The organism is Cohnella luojiensis (assembly GCF_004564235.1).
GTDB classification, from domain to species: domain Bacteria; phylum Bacillota; class Bacilli; order Paenibacillales; family Paenibacillaceae; genus Cohnella; species Cohnella luojiensis.
In genome coordinates this window covers 45,781-65,025 of sequence record NZ_SOMN01000029.1, presented here as the reverse complement: position 1 = coordinate 65,025, position 19,245 = coordinate 45,781, and the positions used below count along the sequence as shown (strand labels likewise).

At 53.3% G+C, this 19,245-nt stretch carries 20 protein-coding genes, 2 tRNA genes and 1 riboswitch; of the genes, 17 read left to right on the top strand and 5 right to left on the bottom strand.

Annotated features, from left to right (window positions below):
- Positions 1 to 31: 31 nt before the first annotated feature.
- The 8 genes from E2980_RS17650 to E2980_RS17620 all read left to right on the top strand — a co-directional run bounded on the left by E2980_RS17650 (position 32) and on the right by E2980_RS17620 (position 4,025).
- A tRNA-Ser gene (locus E2980_RS17650) sits at positions 32 to 120 on the top strand.
- A 124-nt stretch (positions 121 to 244) separates the two neighbouring features.
- Positions 245 to 592, top strand: a complete 348-nt coding sequence (locus E2980_RS17645; protein ID WP_205699990.1) for a hypothetical protein — start codon at positions 245 to 247, stop codon at positions 590 to 592.
- Positions 593 to 610: 18 nt separating this feature from the next.
- On the top strand, positions 611 to 787 hold the full coding sequence (locus E2980_RS24310) for a hypothetical protein (RefSeq protein WP_167747171.1): 177 nt from the start codon (positions 611 to 613) through the stop codon (positions 785 to 787).
- 15 nt (positions 788 to 802) lie between these two features.
- Entirely contained in the window at positions 803 to 952 is a 150-nt protein-coding gene (locus E2980_RS17640) for a small acid-soluble spore protein P (RefSeq protein WP_135153547.1), read from the top strand.
- Between the two features lie 129 nt (positions 953 to 1,081).
- On the top strand, positions 1,082 to 1,987 hold the full coding sequence (locus E2980_RS17635; protein ID WP_135153546.1) for a YitT family protein: 906 nt from the start codon (positions 1,082 to 1,084) through the stop codon (positions 1,985 to 1,987).
- 130 nt (positions 1,988 to 2,117) lie between these two features.
- A complete protein-coding gene (locus tag E2980_RS17630) occupies positions 2,118 to 3,242 on the top strand; it encodes a hypothetical protein (protein WP_135153545.1) in 1,125 nt (374 codons plus the stop codon).
- Positions 3,243 to 3,441: 199 nt separating this feature from the next.
- A tRNA-Arg gene (locus tag E2980_RS17625) sits at positions 3,442 to 3,517 on the top strand.
- A gap of 229 nt (positions 3,518 to 3,746) precedes the next feature.
- Positions 3,747 to 4,025, top strand: a complete 279-nt coding sequence (locus tag E2980_RS17620; protein WP_135153544.1) for an aspartyl-phosphate phosphatase Spo0E family protein — start codon at positions 3,747 to 3,749, stop codon at positions 4,023 to 4,025.
- Here E2980_RS17620 and tadA read toward each other — a convergent pair.
- Entirely contained in the window at positions 3,957 to 4,412 is a 456-nt protein-coding gene (tadA, locus tag E2980_RS17615; RefSeq protein WP_420808659.1) for a tRNA adenosine(34) deaminase TadA, read from the bottom strand. The genes E2980_RS17620 and tadA overlap by 69 nt on opposite strands.
- Before the next feature lie 241 nt (positions 4,413 to 4,653).
- On the opposite strand from tadA, the gene E2980_RS17610 reads away from it, so the two are divergent.
- A complete protein-coding gene (locus E2980_RS17610; RefSeq protein ID WP_135153542.1) occupies positions 4,654 to 5,265 on the top strand; it encodes a glucosaminidase domain-containing protein in 612 nt (203 codons plus the stop codon).
- Between the two features lie 98 nt (positions 5,266 to 5,363).
- On the opposite strand, the gene E2980_RS17605 is transcribed toward E2980_RS17610, so the two are convergent.
- The gene (locus tag E2980_RS17605) at positions 5,364 to 6,209 is read right to left on the bottom strand and encodes a flagellar motor protein MotB (RefSeq protein WP_135153541.1); all 846 of its coding nucleotides are present in this window, start codon (positions 6,207 to 6,209) and stop codon (positions 5,364 to 5,366) included.
- A complete protein-coding gene (gene motA / locus E2980_RS17600) occupies positions 6,190 to 6,996 on the bottom strand; it encodes a flagellar motor stator protein MotA (RefSeq protein ID WP_135153540.1) in 807 nt (268 codons plus the stop codon). Before motA ends, E2980_RS17605 begins: the two co-directional genes overlap by 20 nt.
- A gap of 239 nt (positions 6,997 to 7,235) precedes the next feature.
- Positions 7,236 to 7,423, top strand: a riboswitch (cobalamin riboswitch).
- A gap of 261 nt (positions 7,424 to 7,684) precedes the next feature.
- On the opposite strand from motA, the gene E2980_RS17595 reads away from it, so the two are divergent.
- The 7 genes from E2980_RS17595 (at position 7,685) to E2980_RS17565 (ending at position 16,681) form a co-directional block, all read left to right on the top strand.
- Positions 7,685 to 10,444 carry an S-layer homology domain-containing protein gene (locus tag E2980_RS17595; protein WP_135153539.1) on the top strand — a complete coding sequence of 920 codons (2,760 nt, stop codon included), beginning with the start codon at positions 7,685 to 7,687 and terminating at the stop codon, positions 10,442 to 10,444.
- A gap of 214 nt (positions 10,445 to 10,658) precedes the next feature.
- Positions 10,659 to 11,360 carry a DUF4430 domain-containing protein gene (locus E2980_RS17590; protein WP_135153538.1) on the top strand — a complete coding sequence of 234 codons (702 nt, stop codon included), beginning with the start codon at positions 10,659 to 10,661 and terminating at the stop codon, positions 11,358 to 11,360.
- Positions 11,357 to 12,250, top strand: a complete 894-nt coding sequence (locus E2980_RS17585) for an energy-coupling factor transporter transmembrane component T (protein WP_135153537.1) — start codon at positions 11,357 to 11,359, stop codon at positions 12,248 to 12,250. Before E2980_RS17590 ends, E2980_RS17585 begins: the two co-directional genes overlap by 4 nt.
- Complete coding sequence (locus E2980_RS17580) at positions 12,223 to 13,884, top strand: ABC transporter ATP-binding protein (protein WP_167747170.1); 1,662 nt, start codon at positions 12,223 to 12,225, stop codon at positions 13,882 to 13,884. Before E2980_RS17585 ends, E2980_RS17580 begins: the two co-directional genes overlap by 28 nt.
- Positions 13,881 to 14,654: an ECF transporter S component gene (locus E2980_RS17575; protein ID WP_135153535.1), complete on the top strand. Its 774-nt coding sequence runs from the start codon at positions 13,881 to 13,883 to the stop codon at positions 14,652 to 14,654. The genes E2980_RS17580 and E2980_RS17575 overlap by 4 nt, the downstream gene beginning before the upstream one ends.
- Complete coding sequence (locus tag E2980_RS17570) at positions 14,629 to 14,916, top strand: 4a-hydroxytetrahydrobiopterin dehydratase (protein WP_135153534.1); 288 nt, start codon at positions 14,629 to 14,631, stop codon at positions 14,914 to 14,916. Before E2980_RS17575 ends, E2980_RS17570 begins: the two co-directional genes overlap by 26 nt.
- A gap of 37 nt (positions 14,917 to 14,953) precedes the next feature.
- Positions 14,954 to 16,681 carry an ABC transporter ATP-binding protein gene (locus tag E2980_RS17565; protein WP_135153533.1) on the top strand — a complete coding sequence of 576 codons (1,728 nt, stop codon included), beginning with the start codon at positions 14,954 to 14,956 and terminating at the stop codon, positions 16,679 to 16,681.
- An 803-nt stretch (positions 16,682 to 17,484) separates the two neighbouring features.
- On the opposite strand, the gene E2980_RS17560 is transcribed toward E2980_RS17565, so the two are convergent.
- Positions 17,485 to 17,688 (bottom strand): DUF378 domain-containing protein, encoded by a 204-nt coding sequence (locus E2980_RS17560; RefSeq protein WP_135153532.1) that lies wholly within the window; start codon positions 17,686 to 17,688, stop codon positions 17,485 to 17,487.
- A 108-nt stretch (positions 17,689 to 17,796) separates the two neighbouring features.
- The gene (locus tag E2980_RS17555) at positions 17,797 to 18,282 is read right to left on the bottom strand and encodes a GNAT family N-acetyltransferase (protein ID WP_240703077.1); all 486 of its coding nucleotides are present in this window, start codon (positions 18,280 to 18,282) and stop codon (positions 17,797 to 17,799) included.
- Positions 18,283 to 18,472: 190 nt separating this feature from the next.
- On the opposite strand from E2980_RS17555, the gene E2980_RS17550 reads away from it, so the two are divergent.
- Complete coding sequence (locus E2980_RS17550; RefSeq protein WP_135153531.1) at positions 18,473 to 19,108, top strand: DUF975 family protein; 636 nt, start codon at positions 18,473 to 18,475, stop codon at positions 19,106 to 19,108.
- Positions 19,109 to 19,245: the final 137 nt, after the last annotated feature.

Here is a 19,245-nt window from a genome sequence, read left to right as displayed (position 1 = left end):
GAACCTTCACGGTGAGTCGTCTGCCAATCGTGGAGAGGTACCGAAGCGGTCATAACGGGGCGGTCTTGAAAACCGTTAGGGTGCAAGCCCACGTGGGTTCGAATCCCACCCTCTCCGCCATAACTTATACAACGCAAACCGGTCCTGATAGAGGGTCGGTTTTTTTATGCGGATAAGAAGACATTCATACTTGCGAATAAGAAAATGACAATGGGTCAACCTAACGAAGGTGGAGGTGATCATGATGTCAAGCAATGACGAGCTGAACGTTCCTCAGGACGAGCTAGCCGAAGCCTGGCAACAAACGCTGCCCGAGCGTTTAACTGGAGGCGACAAAGCGGAGGTATTAGCCGATGGAGCAGATGCCCGTACGCTCAGAGTCCATATCAAGGCGGCGGGGCATCAGAGTCTGGAGTTCGATTTCGCCGTTCAGTATATCGATAGCCGGGAAATAGACATCCAACTGACTGACGTCGAGAAGGACGGACAATCGGTCGATGAACGTACCGACATCATGCAGGAATTGATCGCGGATTATCGGCGACATCTGCATGAAACCGCGCAAGCTTTGCATCATTATACCCATTCCTAGAAGAAGGGGGCGTTTCCATTGTCCGATTCTAACGGCTTCGTGGATAAGAATCTAAGTAATGTGGTAGAGGACTTGGGCAAGAATCCGGTCAACTCCCATCACGCTCAGCAAATTCAGCAGCAGAAGAACGATCACCGCCATCAGGACGCGCTGAATCATGATAAAACGCCGGACCAAAAGCATTTCAAATCGTAAGGAGGCTTTCACGCTATGAGTAAGCCTAAGAGTCAGTCCGTGCCGCAGCCGAGCGAGCACAGATCACGCAATTCCACGGTTAAGCAACAACCGGTCGAACCGCTTTCCGGTTCGAAGAAGGTCAAGAGCCGCAACCATACGCGGCATAATAACGGAGAAGGTTAATCAGTGCAATCCGGTCCCGGCGATAAGCCGGGATTTTCTATATGTTGAGGAAAATACATACGCTGATCGGTTTACCCCCAGTATCTAGATTGGTATAATGGAAGAAACTTAATAAAGGAGGACTTGTTCATGACAGACGTAACAACCCATGGACCGCCTAGCCCCGCTAAACCGATCCGCCATCACAAGCTAACCCCCTTGGAAATCGCTCGACGCATCCTGTTCATCACAGTAGGAGCCATTCTTGTCGGTGTTGCTTTGGAAATTTTCCTCGTAAACAACTCCATCATCGACGGCGGCATTACCGGTATTTCCATCATGTCCTCTTATTTATCGGGTCTCCCAATCGGTGTATTCCTACTCGTCCTCAATCTCCCTTTTCTCATTCTAGGTTATCGTACGATTGGCAAGACCTTTGCTTTATCCACTCTTCTAGGCGTTATCGTATTGTCCATCTCCACTTACCTCTTGCATCCCGTGCAACCATTTACGGATGATATTTTTCTAGCGGCAGTGTTCGGAGGAATTTTCTTGGGGGCGGGGACGGGCATCGTTCTCCGTGCAGGGGGATCATTGGACGGCACGGAGATCGTGGCGATTCTACTTAACCGTAAATCCCCATTCTCTGTCGGCCAGATGGTCATGTTCATCAACTTCTTCATTCTCGGATGCGCGGGTTTCGTGTATACCTGGGACCGTGCGATGTTTTCCTTGATTGCGTACTATATTGCGTTTAAGGTAATCGATCTGACCATTGAAGGCTTCGACGAGTCCAAATCCTGTTGGATCATTAGCGACTACTACAAGGATATCGGAGATGCCATTACGGCACGATTAGGACGCGGGGTAACGTTGCTTCATGGCGAAGGCGGATATACGGGAGATCAGAAGAAAGTTATTTTCTGCGTGATTACCCGTTTGGAAGAAGCGAAGCTAAAGTCGATCGTGAACGAGCTTGATCCGGGAGCATTTCTGGCAGTAGGCAATATACATGATGTAAAAGGTGGAAGGTTTCGGAAAAAAGACATTCATTAACAATAGTTTCGAAACTTTACTGAATTTAGAAGAATTTTAACAAAGAAAGTCTTTTCGCGAATGCGGAATTAAGATACAATGAACTTTGTTTGATTTTTAGTTCATACCATCTGGAAGGGGTTTTTGCATCTTGTTTAAAACGAAATACAGCGTCATCATTCTAGCGATCCTATTGGCGGTTTCTGTTGTGCTCAGCGGGTGCACGAAGGATAAATCACCTAAAGAAGCGCTTCAGGATTCCATGTCGAAATCATCTGATATGAAATCGTACAATTTTAAGGGCAGCATGAAGTTCGAAGACTTTAATTTCCCGGATGCCGAGTTGAGCGAAAGCGAAGCGGCAGCAATAGTAAACACGCTGAAAAGCGCGGAGCTATCTTGGACCGGGGCTTATCGCATCGATCCGATGTTGATGGAGATTAACCTGCAACTGGCATTGAAAGGCGACCTTGCAGTCACTTTCAACGTTCCAATCGTCATGACGGATAAGAAGGTATGGGTTAAAGTTCCTAACATTCCGATGCTGCCGATTCCGGAAGAGCTTATCGGTAAATTCATTGAACTGGACCTAGAAGAGCTTGCGAAGCAATCCGGTCAGACGTTGCCTAAGATGGATGCAGGGAAGTCGCAGAAATTGGTAAACGACGTATTGGCCATCGTCTTTAAACATGTCGAAGAAGAGAAGTATTTGTCGGCTGTTAAGGTGAAAGACGCAGGCTTGCCGGATGACGTCAATGTGGATCAAGTCGTTCAATTCCACATGGACCAATCGCAACTCGAGCCGTTCATCAATACGATTATCGACAAGATCGCACCGGAAGTTATCGATCTTCTGTCCAGCAATCAAGAATATCGCGATCTTCTTCAACTGAAACAAGAGGATCTCGATACCGCGAAAAAAGAGCTTGGCGAAGTGAAAGACGGAGAGATCTCCGAAGGCTTGGCGGAAATGAAGAAAGAGCTTAAATCGCTCAACATCAAAGCCAACATAGGTATCGACAAGAAAGAATATCCGGTTTACACGGATGCTACGATTAATGCGGCCATCGAATCCGAAGAGTTGACCGGAAGCTTCGGCATTAAAGTCGTTTCCCAAATGACTGGAATTAACGAGGAAGTAAAATTCGAGATCGGCGAGCCGAAAGGCGATGACGTTATCTCGATGGAAGAGCTGCAGGAGCAATTGGGCGGCATGTTCGGCGGAATGGAAGGTCTGGAAGGCATGGATCTTGAATCCACGGATGAAGGTCTATAAGCAACGAAACTATACAAGAGCCCCCGCCAATGGCGGGGGTTTTAGTATTAGGATGAAGCGGCGATTGGGCGTTGTAGCCATACTATTTATGGTTACAGCCTTGTTCGAACGCTTTTCGTTCTTGGAATGCGTTTGCCCCGAAATTCGGCGGTTATTGCTTGGTACTAGGGAAGAATTGTGGTATAATATTTATTACTGTGGCCTCGTAGCTCAGCGGATAGAGCGACGGTTTCCTAAACCGCAGGCCGGAGGTTCGATTCCTCTCGAGGCCGCCATAACAGTCTATTAAACAATCAAGCCAGTGCCGAATCGAATCGGTGCTGTTTTTTTATGCTTTTTAAATTGAAGTAGGATCAAATACCTATATTTGTCGGAAAATAAATGGAATAATGACGTTGTTTGTCGACAAGGTTCTACAAATAAATGGATAATTTTGTCCTATAATAGGAATAGTTTGAGTTGTATGACAAAGTATGACGAATTATTTCAAGAAGGAGCAGTCGGATGACTCACTTGGAGACCTCACAACTTATACAGCGCCTCCAATTGCTCCAAAGTCGTCTTTGTGAAATGGCAAGCGACCTGGGCAATCTGACCGATCCGGAAATCGTTGCGGTTAGTGAGGAAGCGGATCGTCTCATCGTTCAGCTTCAACGTTTACGCAAGGAAGAAGCGGAATACCGGAAAATGTCTAGCCTATGCAACATGTCCCTCTTACCGGCTTCTCAGTCTACGGAAGAAATCGGTCAGCAAGGACGAGCATTCCTCTCGAAGTACTCCTGAGGTCCAAGGCGATACATGGTTAAACCGGGAATCTTGCAGTAAATCCATTAGCGTACCTACGCAACCCGCCTTCGGATCGGAAGCCCCATAGACAACGCGTTCCACACGGGATTGCAAGATAGCGCCCGCACACATCGGACAAGGCTCTAGAGTTACGTACAGGGTGCAGCCTAATAACCGCCAAGCCTGCAGATTATTGCTTGCTTGGCGGATGGCGATCATCTCCGCATGAGCCGTTGGATCGTGATCCTTCTCACGCAGGTTATATCCTGCCCCCACGATAGCCCCATCTCGAACGATAACCGCGCCAATCGGAACTTCCCCGAGAGATTCGGCAATACGAGCCTGCCCAATAGCTTCTTTCATCCAATGTTCGTCTTCCGTCATTGTCATTTTTTCTACTCCTTACCAGCGAACGTGTATTCGTTGTTAACATGCTGTGCATGAATTTGTGGATAACTGCCCGGTTGTCCACAGAGTTATGCACATTTTATACATTGCGGTGGGTACAAGTCCATTTAATTGTATCAGGTTGGTAAATAAGGTCAATCTGAGTGAGAAGAGGAATAGAATAGAGAGAATGAATCGGACAGACCATGCGGGAGGCGAAAGGGAAGGGGCTTTTTAAATGGAAACGGTCGGTATTGTATTTCGAAGGCATCCCGAATTGGAACCCACGGGCAAGCTTAGTTTGTTAGGGGAGGCAAGCTGTTCCGCGGAACGGATGAGTGCTTACGTAAGGAGACGCAATCCGCGGGCACCCGAAGTTGCGGAGTTATATTTGCGATTAGGGAAGCGGTACGGGGTACGAGGGGACGTGGCTTACTGCCAAGCGGCCTATGAAACCAGGTGCTGGACCATCGAAGGATCGGGGCTTATATGGTCACCGGTACTGCTTGACCAATGGACGGAGGAATCGTTCGTCGAAGAGCGAATGCAGCTCCTATATACGTTCGCCACGGAGTTGCCCTTGCCGCAGGGGATGATTAAAGCAGAGCGTCAGATTGCGGTTATCGAGCGTTCGGGTTGGAGGGGAAAGGCGAGCTGCTGGGAGGATTTGAACGGAAAATGGTCGTCCCCGGGACTCTCGCGTTACGGACAAGATATCGTGGCCATGTGGCGCTGCATGGTGGAATGGAGAGGGAAAGGGGAAGTTAGGATCAATCAACGTGAAAGCTGCATGGGCCGAGCTGGCCATCCCATTGCATCGGTGGGAAAATGCAATGATACGCGCGGCTAATATTCCGGAGGAGCCGGGTGCGAGGGGAAGCTGTTGGCGGAATAGAGAAAAAGGAACGTCGGAGAGAGAAGTCTCTCTTGACGTTCCTTTTTGCATGATTAAGGCTGTGCAGCTCCGGCTTCTTTTCCGCTGTCGTTCGCGATGGCGGAGAGAGCGATTTGTTGGCTCTCATCCGTGATCTCTACATATTTACGAAGGATGGATACTTCCACGCGACGGTTAACCGCGCGGCCTATTTCGGTATTGTTACTCTCGAGGGGCCGGAACTCGCCATAGGCGGTGGAGCTGAATAGCTTCGGATCGAGATTGCTGTTTTCCAACAAGATCTTCATAAAGTTTACGGCGCGTTTGGAGCTCAGCTCCCAGTTGGATGGGAACTCGGCAGTGCTGATCGGCTGATTGTCGGTATGACCGGTAACCAGGATCTCATAACCCGGATACTGATGCAGCATCTGCGCGATGGCCGTGGCTAGCTTCTGCGAATCTTGTTTGACGTTGGCGCTTCCGGAAGGGAAGAGCGCGTTGTCCCGTATCGTAATCAGAAGCTCCGATTGGTTGAGCTGGGTCTCCAATTGAGAGGAGAGGCCGTTCTTCTCAATATACTTGTTCAACTGCTGCAGCAGTTCTTCTAGATTTTGCTGTTCTTGCATCTTAAGCTCTTCCCGGTTCTTCTTCCTGCCGTCGTCTTTCCTATCGAGCTCTTCTTGAGTCCGACGACGTAATTGGTCGTCTTCCGTGAGTCCTCCGTTGTCTAGAACGCTAATTCCGGCACTAAAAGCGGTCTTGAAGGCTTTGCTCATTTCTTCGAATTTAGACGTGTTGACCGAGCTCGCAGCGTATAACACGATGAACAAGGCTAGCAACAACGTCATGAGATCGGAATAGGGGAGGAGCCACGATTCGTCCGGGTGCTCCTCATGTGGTTCATGCCGTTTTCTGCTCACGCTGCGTTTCCTCCTTCTCAGAGAACGCTAACCGCTCGGTCGGGGTTAGGAACACAAGAAGTTTCTGTTGAATAGCGATTGTGGATACGCCGGATTGAATCGAAAGCAGGCCTTCGACCATCATCAGCTTCAAATCGATCTCGCGCTTGGAGAGACGCTTAAGCTTGTTGGCGATAGGATGCCACAGGACGTAACCCGTGAAGATACCGAGAAGCGTCGCGATAAAGGCAGCGGCAACGGCATGGGCCAGCTTCTCCATCTCGGCTAGGTTTCCGAGCGCGGCGATTAGTCCGATAACGGCTCCGAGTACCCCTAGTGTAGGGGCGTACATCCCCGCCTGGGAGAAAATTTGCGCGCCGCCGCGATGACGTTCTTCCGTCGCCGAGATGTCCTCGAGAAGGACATCCCGCACGAAATCTTGGTCATTCCCGTCGATGATCATGCGCATGCCGGTTTTCAGGAAGGCATCTTCGATCTCGTCGACGCGGGCTTCAAGAGCGAGCAAGCCTTCGCGACGGGTAATGGTCGCCCATTCCATGAACATGCCAATGACTTGCTGGCGTGGGAGCAGCTTCGGCTCGTTGAATATGATTTTGAACAACTTAGGTACTTTGGCTAAATCGGCCATGGGGAACGCCATGAAGACCGACGCGGCAGTACCGACGAGGATAATAACGTAAGCAGCCGGATTATTGACCAGACTAACGATGGGAGCGCCTTTAAGGAACATCCCGAACACAAGAGCGACAAACCCTAAAACTAAGCCTATAATCGTTGAATTTTTCATCGTACACCCCGGCATATGGAAGAATGTTATGTACGCGACAGGAGTTACTCTCACAACCGACACGATAATAGGTTTATCGACAGATCCTTGCCAAAGCTTTAGAGGATATCCTCGTTTTTCATAAATTCGTCAGAGATAGAGAGTCGGAAAGGTTAGTTGTGTCGCGGTCTTGCACCGCTGAAATGGTAACATTAGCGGATGGACAGCCCCTAGACCGCGTGGTAAGATGTCTACACAAGTGAATACGGCGGAAAACAGGTGCTCGCGAGAGCTTAATAGGGAAGTCCGGTGCAAAACCGGCGCGGTCCCGCCACTGTCCATGGGGAGCCATTCGGCAATGCCACTGCAAGCGTCTGAAGACGCTGCGGGAAGGCCCGAAGCGCGATGATCCAGGAGCCAGGAAACCTACCTGTTTTCGACAAACACCCAAGGTACCTACGAGGAATAGGGGAGGTGTGGCGGCATATCCGCGGATGAATCGCTTATGGGCTTCATAAGCGACCGCGGCGGAGAAAGGCAGTCCTGAACATGGCTTCAGGCAGCTTTGACATCGCGCGAAAGCGAGATCGGCTCTGGCCCTCACGCGAACATCTTCCGAATCGGGGAGATGTTTTTTTGTTGCCTTCACTCGGCATGGGAAGCGTAACTCCGCCGCGAGGCGGGGACATTCGAGGAGGAGCGTGGAAAGATGAACGGGGAAGCATTAACGAATGCGTTTGGAAAGCTGAAAACATGGCTGCGCGCCGGATTAACACTAGCATTGGCGTTGCAACTGGTATTGGGCTCATGGGCGGGTATCGTACAGGCAGCCGAAACGACGGAGACGGATAGCGGGAAGTCTGCGGCGGCCGCGCCGACCAGGGAGCAAGTGGGGGCAGCGGTTAACGAGCTTCAAGGCATTCTTGGCAAAGCGGACCCGGTGAGCGATTGGGTCGCTTTCGGGTTAGCCCGTTCGGGACTTCAGGTGGGAAGCCGTTATTTACCTCAAGCCAATAAGAGCGTGGACGGCGGGAGCCTACGCTTGGTTACGGACTACGCGAGAGTAGCGCTAGCCGTTAACGCCAATGGCGGGGATGCGCGTAAAGTCGGAGCGGGCAAGGTCGACTTGCTCGGCAAGATCGCGAATTTCGAGAAAATAACGGCGCAAGGTCCGAATGCCCCGGCCTACGCCTTGCTTGCGCTGGATGCGGCGAGCTACGTGCCGGGAGCAGACGATCGTTGGTCGAGGGACGATCTGGTGAAGTGGCTGGTCGACCATCGCAATACGGACGGCGGCTGGTCGCTTGGCGGCGGTAATAGCGACGTCGATGTTACGGCCATCGTATTGACCGCGTTAGCGGGCTACAAGGATCGCAAAGAAGTATCTACTATAATAGATGGCGCTTTAGCATGGTTGTCCGGCGTTCAACGGGAAACGGGCGGCTTCGGCAATCCGGCGGAAACTAGCGAAAGCTCCGTACAGGTGCTTATCGCCCTGACATCGCTTGGACTTGACCCGGCAAACGATTCGCGATTCGTGAAGAACGGGAAGTCCACCTTGGCAAGATTGCTGGAATACCGCCAGCCGGATGGACAATTCTCGCATTTAGCGGCAGGTAAGGCCGATGGGATATCGACTTTCTACGCGTTGCTAGGGTTAACGGCCGTAGAGCGTTGGATGGACGGTCTTCCGGGCTTGTATTCCGGCGTTTCGGCGGCAGCGAAAACGAGCGTGATCGTGAATGGCCCATCAGGAACGGTGGCGAGTGGATCGGCAGCGGGGAAAACCGCTCTCGAAGCTCTGGTCAATGTGCTGAATGCGGCAAAAATATCGTATCACGTAGATCGTCATCCGCAATTCGGAGCGTTGCTTCAAGCGATCGCGGGCGTTGAGAACGGCAAGTTCGGCGGATTCGACGGCTGGCAGTATGCGGTCAAACGCGACGGGGTTTGGGTAACGATCGGGGAAGGCATGGGCACGTTCGCGCTTCAAGCCGGAGATGAGCTGTCCGTGTACTATGGAGGCGGAGAGACTACGCTTATCCACTCCGTGAAGCTCGAGCCTTCCGCGCCGCGCGAGGGACAGCCGGTTTCCGTGACGGTGGAGAAGGAAGCGTTCGATTGGGATTCGGGCAAGGTAGTCGTCAGCGCGGCAGAAGGTGCCCAAGTTAAGGTTGGCGGAAAGACGGTTAAGACGGATAAGGATGGCAAAGCGAATATTGCCGCACTGAAAGCGGGCTCCTATACGGTGACCGTAGACGGCTATCGCAGCGATGCGCCTCCTTCTTATCTCGCATGGGCGACCAAGCTGGAAGTAGCTTCGTATACGAAGAAAGTATCCGTTCGCGTGGAAAGCGACGCCGGAGTGCTTGCTTCCGGACACGCGCAAGGCGGAACGGCGCTGGAAGCGGTGGAGCAGCTGCTCAAAGCCAAAGCCGTTCCGAATGAAATCAAAGATTCCGCATATGGAAAATATATTAACTCTATCGGCGGGGTAGCGGCCGGCAAATACGGCGGTTACGACGGATGGTTGTTCGCGGTCGTACGCGGCGGCTCTTGGGTCATTCCCGCCGAAGGAGCAGGAACGTTCTTGCTGGAGGACGGAGACGAGGTTGTCGTCTATTACGGCGGAGATGCGACTAAGCTAGCCGATCCGGTTACGGTGTCGCCCGCGCAGCCGAAACCCGGCGAGGATTTCAAGGTGACGGTCACGAACCGCGCATGGAACTGGACGACGAACGAATTCGATTCGTCTAAGCCCGTAGCCGGCGCTAAAGTAACCGTAGGCAAAGCGACGGCGGTTACGAACGACAAAGGTCAAGCGGCGTTGAAAGGATTGGCTGAAGGGTTGTACACCGTGGAAGTGACGGGATACGCGAAGGACGCGGCTCCGAACGTCGTGCGGGCGGTTGTCTCCTTGCCGATCGCAGGCAGCTATGCCGATCAGATCGCTGTCGCGGCATGGGCGCAGGATGCCGTGAAGATTTCCCGAGCGGCTCCGCTATTGCGAGGAGTGGGGGATGGCAAGGCTTCGTTCAAGCCGAAGCAGGCCGTAACCCGCGCGGAGTTCGTCTCGGCGCTGGCCCGCGCGCTGGGCTTGAAGGGAAGCGCCGGCGGTACGGCGTTCAAAGATATTCCGAGCGACGCGTGGTACGCGAAGGACGTGGGCGCAGCGGTAGGCGCTGGCCTGGTGGGCGGCGTGTCCGCGAGCAAATTCGCGCCGGATGCGACGCTCACCAGAGAGCAAGCGGCGATCCTGTTAACGCGCGCGCTTAAGCTGAAAGCCACGCAATCCGTCGCGCTGATGGATGCGAAGCTGATCAGCGTTAGCGCGACGGCGTCGGTGCAGGCGGTCATTCAGCAAGGCTGGATGACTCCGTACGGAGGCAAGTTCGCGCCGAAGGCATCGCTTTCCCGCGAGCAAGCGGCCGTTATTGTCGTTAGAGTTCTGGAAGCCAAGCATGGATAGCGATGTTATGTATTGTATTTGAAGCGAAGTTACCACTTTAGAACATGGATAGTGATGTATTTCATCGCTGTTGGTGTATGAATTACAATAAGGGGCATGAAATTTACTCAACAGCGATGTTATTGATCGTACTTTGATTTCTAATAGTGCCGTATTGGTTGAATTACGTTGATTTTCATTGCTTTTCTAAATAAGGTAGGAAGGGGGAAGAGAGATGAGGAAAATCGTGTCGTACCTTTTCGTTGCCGCGTTGTGCCTAATGATCGTAGGGTGCTCAGGTGAGAATGCAGTGGAGTCCACCAGCACGGCAATGAGCTCACCTGTACCGACGGCGAATGAATCCGCGTCGACGTCGCCGAGCGAGACACCTGTGAGCACACCGGAACAGCCAAGCAGCGAAGGCGCTTCGACCGAACCCTCATCTTCTTCCTCCCCCGAACCTTCGAAACCGGCCATGGAAACGGGGAACGGCGAAGAAGCTCCAACCCAAACCCCATCGCTATCGCCGGCTTCACCTCCGAAGGCGACTCCATCACCGGAACCTGAGGCGGCGACGCCTGCTGTTGATTACATCACTTTATCTATAGTGGGGAATGCCGAATGGGGAACGATTCTTGCCGCGGAAAGCGTCATCCTAGACAAAGGGGATTCGGCTGCGAGCGTGCTTAAACGAGCAGCCAAAGCGCATCGCCTATCCTTTGAAATCCGCGGAAGCGGCGCGATGACTTACGTGGAAGGCGTCGATGGACTGTACGAATTCGACGATGGACCGACGAGCGGCTGGAAATTCCGCGTCAACGGCGTCGTCTCCGACATCGGAGCGGGCACTTACAAGCTGAAGCCCGGCGATCGCTTGGAGTGGTTCTACGTCTCCGAAGATGACGAGGCCAAGGAAGATAAGGAGTCCGCATCATGAAGGAAGGTTTCGGGTTCCGTTCGCTTCATCCTATCGTAATAGGGACTTACTATGCCGGAGGGATAACCTTCGGCATGTTGTTGTTTCATCCCCTTATTCTACTAGCGGGTTGGGCGGCCGCGGTAATCATTAACGTACACCTCGATGGCGGTAGAGAATGGCGAAAATGGAGCCTCCCCATGCTGATCGGCATCGTGCTGATCGTCGTGGTGAACCCTATTTTGTCCCACAGGGGTCGTACGGTGTTGTATTATTTAGGGGATATCCCGATTACGCTCGAATCCGTCATATACGGCGTGACGCTAGCGATGTCGATGCTGAACGTGCTGACGTTCTTCGTGACCTATCGCTTAACCATGACGGAGCAGAAGTTTCTGTACCTCTTTACGCGGATCTCTCCTAAAGCAGCTTTGATCGCCATGATGGCCATGGGCTTAGTCCCGAGGCTGCGCCGCCGGATGCAGGAGTTGATGCTTATCCAGCGGACGCGCGGTGTCACGGTGCTGGAAGGAACGATTGCGCAGAGGGCGCGAAACGGCGCTCGACTGATCGGCACGCTCTTGTCCTGGACGCTGGAGGATGCCTTGCAGACGGCGGATTCGATGCAGGCGCGTGGTTATGGAACGGGGACGCGCAGCTCGTACCTGGATTACCGGTTCCGCATGCGGGACTGGGGGACAATGGGGGGCCTATTGGCTTGTTCTGCCTTATTGCTCCTCACTTGGGGGAACGGACATGGCTTTATGGTTATTTATCCGCGGTTAGGATCGTTCGCGTTATCTCTGGGTGACGGAGTGGCATTAGCCGCATATATAGGGTATTTATTATTACCGCTAGGATGGGAATGGAGGGATCGCAGGGCATGGCTCATTACGAATTACGGAAGGTAACTTTCGCCTATCCGGAACAGGCTTCGCTTGCGCTCTCTGACGTTTCCCTATCCATTAAGCCGGGGGAATTCATCGTGATATGCGGGCCTTCGGGCAGCGGGAAGTCGACGTTGCTTAGGATGCTAAAGCGCGAAGTGTCTCCGGGCGGCAGAATGAGCGGCGCTATCCTGCTCGACCAGGTGCCGCTTCAGGAATGGCCGGCTCGCGAGCTTGCCGCTCATGTCGGTCTTGTCATGCAGAATCCGGACAACCAGCTGGTCGTGGACACGGTCGAGCATGAGCTGGCGTTCGGGATGGAGAACTTCGGTATCCCGCGCGATGCCATGCGTCGCCGGATGGCGGAGATGGCCGGTTTCTTCGGCTTGGAGCCGCTGCTTGACCGCAAGACGGACGAGCTCTCCGGAGGCCAGAAGCAAACCGTGAACTTGGCGGCCGTGCTGATGCTGCAGCCGAAGGTGCTGCTTCTGGATGAGCCGCTCGCGCAGCTCGATCCGCTGGCCGCCCGGGAATTGCTCGGCATGATCAAGCGGCTGAACGAGGAGTGGGGCATCACCGTCATCATGAGCGAGCACCGCATTGATGAATTGCTTCCGCTGGCCGACCGGGTCGTGCGAATGGGGCATGGAAGGGTCTTGTTTGAGGGAGATTCGCGCGCATTTGCCCTGGAAGCGTGGAACCGTTCGGACGAGGACTGGGCGAGCGCTCTCCCGTCGATTACGAGATGGGCGCTGGAGCTGGCTCCGCCCAAGATGACGCCGGCGGCGGACGAACCGCCGCTCACGGTAAAGGAAGCCAGGAAGTGGTTGGAGCGGGCGGGAATGGTCGGCAAGTCGGATGCGCGGTCGGCAGCCCATTCGGTTGACCGCGGGAAGACCTCTTCTACTACTGCGGAAGGGGAGCTTCTTGCGGCGCGGGGATTATTTTACGCTTATGATAAGCATTCGCCTGCCGTGCTCATGGGTTTGGAATGGCAAATCCGGCGCGGGGACTGGGCGGTTCTGTTCGGCGGCAACGGAAGCGGGAAGTCTACCTTGCTGCAGCTGTTGGCCGGGCTTCGTATCCCGCAGAGGGGTTCCGTCCATTGGGAGGGGACGCCGTTCGCGCGGATGAGCTCGAAGCAACGTTGCTCGGCGATCGGTTATCTGGCGCAGAATCCGGTCCTTCACTTCGCGTACGATAGCCTGCGCGAGGATTTGATGCAAGCTGCGAGCCGGGCGGGGGCGGACAACCCGGAGCAGGAAGCGAGGAAGATGGCTGAACGATTCGGTATCGCTCATCTCTTATCCCGGCATCCTCACGACATGAGCGGGGGCGAGCAGCAGCTGGGGGCACTGGCCATAACTTTGCTGGGAAAACCTCGCCTTCTATTGCTGGACGAACCGACCAAAGGACTGGATCCGCTGGCGAAAATGAGATTAGGCGAGCACTTGCGTCATATCCATGATCAAGGGACTACTTTGCTAATGGCGACGCATGACGTAGAGTTCGCCGCCGCGTATGCCACTCGATGCTCGCTTCTCTTCCATGGAGAGATCGTCGCGGACGGCGAGCCGGAGGCTTTTTTCCAAGGCAACCTATTCTACGCGACGCCTTTGCACCGTCTGATCGCGCTTGGGGAGGCTGGATCCCGATGAGTGGTAAGAGTAGGAGAAGGAGCCGGTCACTCCCCTCCGTGAAATGGATCATCGTTCCGATCGCGATCGCTTATCTCGCGCTGGCTTACTTGTCGCTGCAAAGGGGAAACTCTCTGCTCATTGGAATCGTGCTCGTGCTGCTCTCGATTATCCCCTTCCTGCTTCGCTTCGAACGCCGGGAGCGGAAAGCCCGCGAGCTCATGCTCATCGCGGTCATGGCCGCGGTCGCCACGGTGAGCCGAATCCCGTTCGCCACGCTGCTTCCCGGATTCACGCCGGTAACCTTCGTCGTCATCGTCTCCGGGGTCGTTTTCGGAGCGGAAGCGGGGTGGATGGTCGGCGCTGCGTCGGCGCTCGTATCCAATCTATTCCTGGGGCAAGGACCGTGGACGCCTTGGCAGATGTTCGCGTGGGGGTTGGCCGGCTATACGGCGGGATTGTTCGCGCATCGCAGCGGTTGGCGTCGCGGGCGGCTTCCGTTGTCGCTCTTCGGAGCGGCATGGGGATTTCTGTTCGGTTGGATCATGAACGTGACGCTAGCCCTCGACCAATGGGTCCAGACACATTCTTGGGAAGCCGTGGTCGGCAAGTACGTAACCGGACTTCCGTTCGAGATCATACACGCCGTCGCTAACGTGTTCTTCATCCTGACATTCGGTCCCTCGTGGATCGCGCTATTGGAGAGATACCGGCGTAAGTACGGGACGCTTGAACGATTGGAGACCTTAGAGGAGGGGACTTACGATGAGCAAACATCCGTTGTTCAATGAAGAGGAGCTTCAAGCAGGGTTGCAGGAGCTCGCGGAATGGAAGATCGAGGACGGCAAATGGCTGGTTCGCAAGCGGCTGTTCGGATCGTTCCGGGATGCCGTAGTGTTCGTGGGCAAGGTTGCCGATATCGCGGAGGACATGAATCATCATCCGTTCATCGGAATCGATTTCAAGCGGGTGACGCTGAGGCTCACGACCTGGAATTCCGGAGGATTAACTTCTCTGGACATCGATTCCGCTAAGGCGTACGATCGTTTATAATACAAGTTGTTGTGCTTCATGTAGGGGAGTGAGACCTTTGATTCGCCGTTTTCTATCTTTCTATGGTCCCTATAAAGGGTTATTCACGCTCGACTTCAGCTGCGCGGTTGTGGTTGCCTTATTGGAACTCGGGTTCCCTATAGGCGTGCAATGGATGATCGACAAGCTGCTTCCCACCGGGAATTGGGGACTCATTACTTGGGTCTGCGCCGGCTTACTGGCCTTATATATCGTCAGCATGGGATTGCAGTTCGTCGTGGCTTATTGGGGACACAAGCTAGGCATTAACATCGAAACGGATATGCGCAAGAACCTGTTTCAGCATATCCAGAAGCTGAGCTTCCGTTTCTTCGACAATACGAAAACCGGACAAATCATGAGCAGGATGACCAACGACCTTTTCGATCTCGGAGAGATGGCCCATCATGGTCCTGAGGATATGTTCATTGCGCTTATGACCCTTGTAGGCGTGTTCGGCATCATGTTCATGGTGAATTGGGAGCTGGCTTGCATTACGTTTATCGTCGTCCCGTTCCTCGCTTGGATTATCGTTTACTTCAACCAGAAGCTGAACAAAGCGGCCACGCAGATGTTCGAACAGATCGCCGACGTGAACGCGCGCGTTGAAGATAGCGTTTCCGGAATTCGCGTCGTAAAATCCTTCGGCAACGAGAGCTTCGAAATGGAGCGGTTCACGAAAAACAACCAGGGCTTCCGCTTGGCGAAGCTTCGCTCCTATTTCACGATATCCCTCAGCGCCTCGAGCATTTACATGCTGACGCGGTTCATTACGCTGGTGGTGCTCGTTTTCGGCGCATGGTATGCATATCAGGGGAAACTCACGTACGGCGAGTTAGTCGGGTTCCTGCTGTACATTAACATTTTCCTCAAGCCGATCGAGAAAATCAATGCCCTTCTAGAGCTCTATCCGAAGGGGATGGCCGGCTTCAGAAGGTATTGCGAGCTTATGGATACCGAGCCCGACGTCAAGGACGCGGAAGATGCGATCGAAGCACCGAAGCTGAAAGGGAACATCGAGTTCAGCAACGTGACTTTCGGCTACGAGAACCATGCGCACGTGCTTAAAGGCGTGGATTTGCAGATTCGCGCGGGAGAAACGGTTGCCCTCGTCGGCCCGTCGGGAGCGGGTAAATCGACGCTATGCAGCTTGATTCCGCGATTCTACGAGATTGATGACGGCGCGGTGACGATCGACGGCATCGACATTCGCAAAATGACGCAGCATTCATTGCGCAATCAGATCGGGATCGTGCAGCAGGACGTCTTTTTGTTCAACGGAACGATTCGCGAAAATATTGCCTACGGACGCCTCGACGCGACGGAAGAGCAGATTTGGGACGCCGCGCGCAAAGCCCATTTAGAGGGAATGCTGCAAGGATTGCCGGATGGGCTCGACACGTTCATCGGGGAGCGGGGGCTGAAGCTGTCGGGCGGGCAGCGGCAACGCTTGTCCATCGCGCGGATCTTCCTTAAGAATCCGTCCATTCTCATCTTAGACGAAGCGACGTCGGCGCTCGATACCGAGACGGAGACGATGATCCAGCAGGCGTTGGAGCAGCTCTCGCACAATCGCACGACGCTCATTATCGCGCATCGCCTCGCAACGGTAAGGCATGCCGACCGGATCGTCGTGGTCACGGAAGACGGGATCGCGGAGCAAGGTAAGCACGAGGAGCTTATTGCGGCCGGCGGAACATACTCGCGGTTGAGCGCGGCTCAATTCAGCGGGGTCGGTACGGTTTAGAGAATAGTGTTTACGGGCTGTCTGCGGGTGAGCGATTACCTGTGGGCGGCCTTTTTTCTTTGTAGCTGGAGAGCTGCCTTTTGACGATATCCCCTTCGCTCAGAGGGGGGGATGGCGGAGCTAAGGAAGGGATTTAGCTAACTCTGCTTAACTATCTCCGTCCGCCGTGGTCGAATCGAACCGAGATAGTAGCAAAAGCGTACTTTCTCCGTCCGCCGTGGTCGAATCGAACCGAGATAGTAACAAAACCGTACTATCTCCGCTCGCCGCGGTCGAATCGAACCGAGATAGTAATAAAACTTTACTATATCCGCCCACCGCGACCGAACAGCACCGAGATAGTAACAAAACTTTACTATCTCCGCCCGCCGCGACCGAACAGCACCGAGATAGTAACAAAACCTTACTAACTCCGTCCGCCGCGGCTGAACAGTACCGAATAAACAAAGGAAATTAGCTAAATACGCCCACCGTGATCCCTTTTTGACGATATCCCCTTCGCTCAGCGAGAAAGGGAAAGGGGGAGAGCGAGAAAGACGGAAAGGGGAGAGCGAGGAAGACGGAAATGGGGAGAGTGAGAAAGACGGAGAGGAGGAGAGTGAGAAAGAAGGAGAGGGGAGAGCGAGAAAGACGGAGAGGTGAGAGCGAGAAAGGCGGAGCGGGGAGAGCGAGAAAGACGGAGAGGGGAGAGCTAGAAAGGCGGAGAGGTGAAGAGAGCAAAACAAAACAAAACAAAAAAACCGCGAGACCAACCTCGGCATACCGCCAAAAGGTAAGGGTCCCGCAGCCGAAAAGGCTTCTTTCTAGTCGTCCTTAGATACTTTCGGGAGTAGCGCCAGCGCGTAGAGAGCCGCTAGACCGACGACGGTATACACGATGCGCGAGCCGACTTCATCTGCGCCCCCGAAGATTTCGCTGACGACGTCGTACTCGAACAAGCCGACGGCAAGCCAGTTTAATCCACCGAGGATAACGAGAATCAGGCTAATGACATTTAGCGCCTTCATTCAGAAACAGCCTCCTTAATGGGGTGATCGCACCCTTTTCTGGTGAAACTGCCTGACTGGAGCATGCTGACTCTTGGTTGTTCTTTATAGTTTTATGAGCAGCAATTACTAGTTATGCCATACCATGCACAACACGCCGACGATCCCGTGGGAAGCTCTGCGATCGTATTCGTCCGTGACGACGAAGCCCGATTTCTCATACACACGGATAGCTCGCTTGTTCCACTTCTCTACCTCGAGATCAATCTCATAACCTGGTCGGCGACGCAGCGCTTCTTCAACGACCAACCCCGTCAAGATTGTCCCCCAGCCCCGATCGCAGCAATCCGGCCGCAGACCCATTCCGATTCGCAATGTCCTATCCATAGGAAAAAGCTGAACATAACCGACCAGCTGACCGTCATCCGCATTTCGTACGGATACGTATTGCTCAAGACGGATTCGCGCATCTCCGAATTCCCGTCCTTGCTTCACCATCGTCTCCCAGGGAGGCCATCTGAACAACTCGTAAGGAGCGGGATATCGCCAATCGCAGATCGCTTGGCCGTCCTTTTCCGTCATAGGAGTTAACCTGAGCAGGATATCTGCATTCATGAGATCCCCCCCTTTTTTTATCCCCGTCATAAATCCTCTTAGGCCTTATTATAATAGTTGAAGAGAAATGGCGATACTGCGGGATTTCAATCTGCAAAATTTGTCGAAAAACATATTGTTAATTATGGGAAATACAATTAGTATTAACAGGTGCTATATGCACAATATTGGAAAAGGTGGAATTAGACGCATGCCGACAAATGCAGAGTTAAGGGCAATGGCAAGGGGAAGTTTGTCAGGAAATTGGACGAGCGCTGTGCTTCATATGCTTTTGTATTGCGTGATTCAGGGCGTGATTCAGTATTTTATCGAGGAGATGCCTTTCGTAGGATGGGTCGGAAACCTTCTTGTCTCTGGAGCTCTGACTTTCGGTCTCGTCAGTTTTTATTTATTGATCTCCCGCGGAGAGAAACCCGAAACTTCGGTCCTGTTCAGTGGATTCAATCGATTCGTGAATACGTTCTTGCTGAGCTTGTTAATGAGTATTTTCACGATTTTGTGGACCTTATTGCTTATCGTCCCCGGAATCATAGCCGCGCTGCGATATTCCCAAGCCTACTACATATTAAGAGATAATCCGGAGATCGGCGCCATGGAGGCGATCCGTCGAAGCAAAGCCCTGATGGACGGACAAAAAGGGAAGCTGTTCATGCTGACGCTCTCCTTCATCGGATGGTTCCTGCTCACGATCTTGACTCTCGGAATCGGAATACTGTGGCTTGCCCCGTATGTGTATACTGCATTCGGTCACTTTCATAATTCCTTGATCTCGCGTTCCGCAACGCTGCCTCCGCCGCCTAATCCTTACTCGGGCGTAACCGTCTGAACATAAGACAAATATAAGTGAAGCCGGGCCTTTAGGGTGCTCGGCTTTTTCATTTTCCGAAGCGTATAAGACGGACTCAATGGCAAGCAAAAGTGGTATTATAGAAGAGTTGCTTGACAGGATTGTTGTAAAGGGGA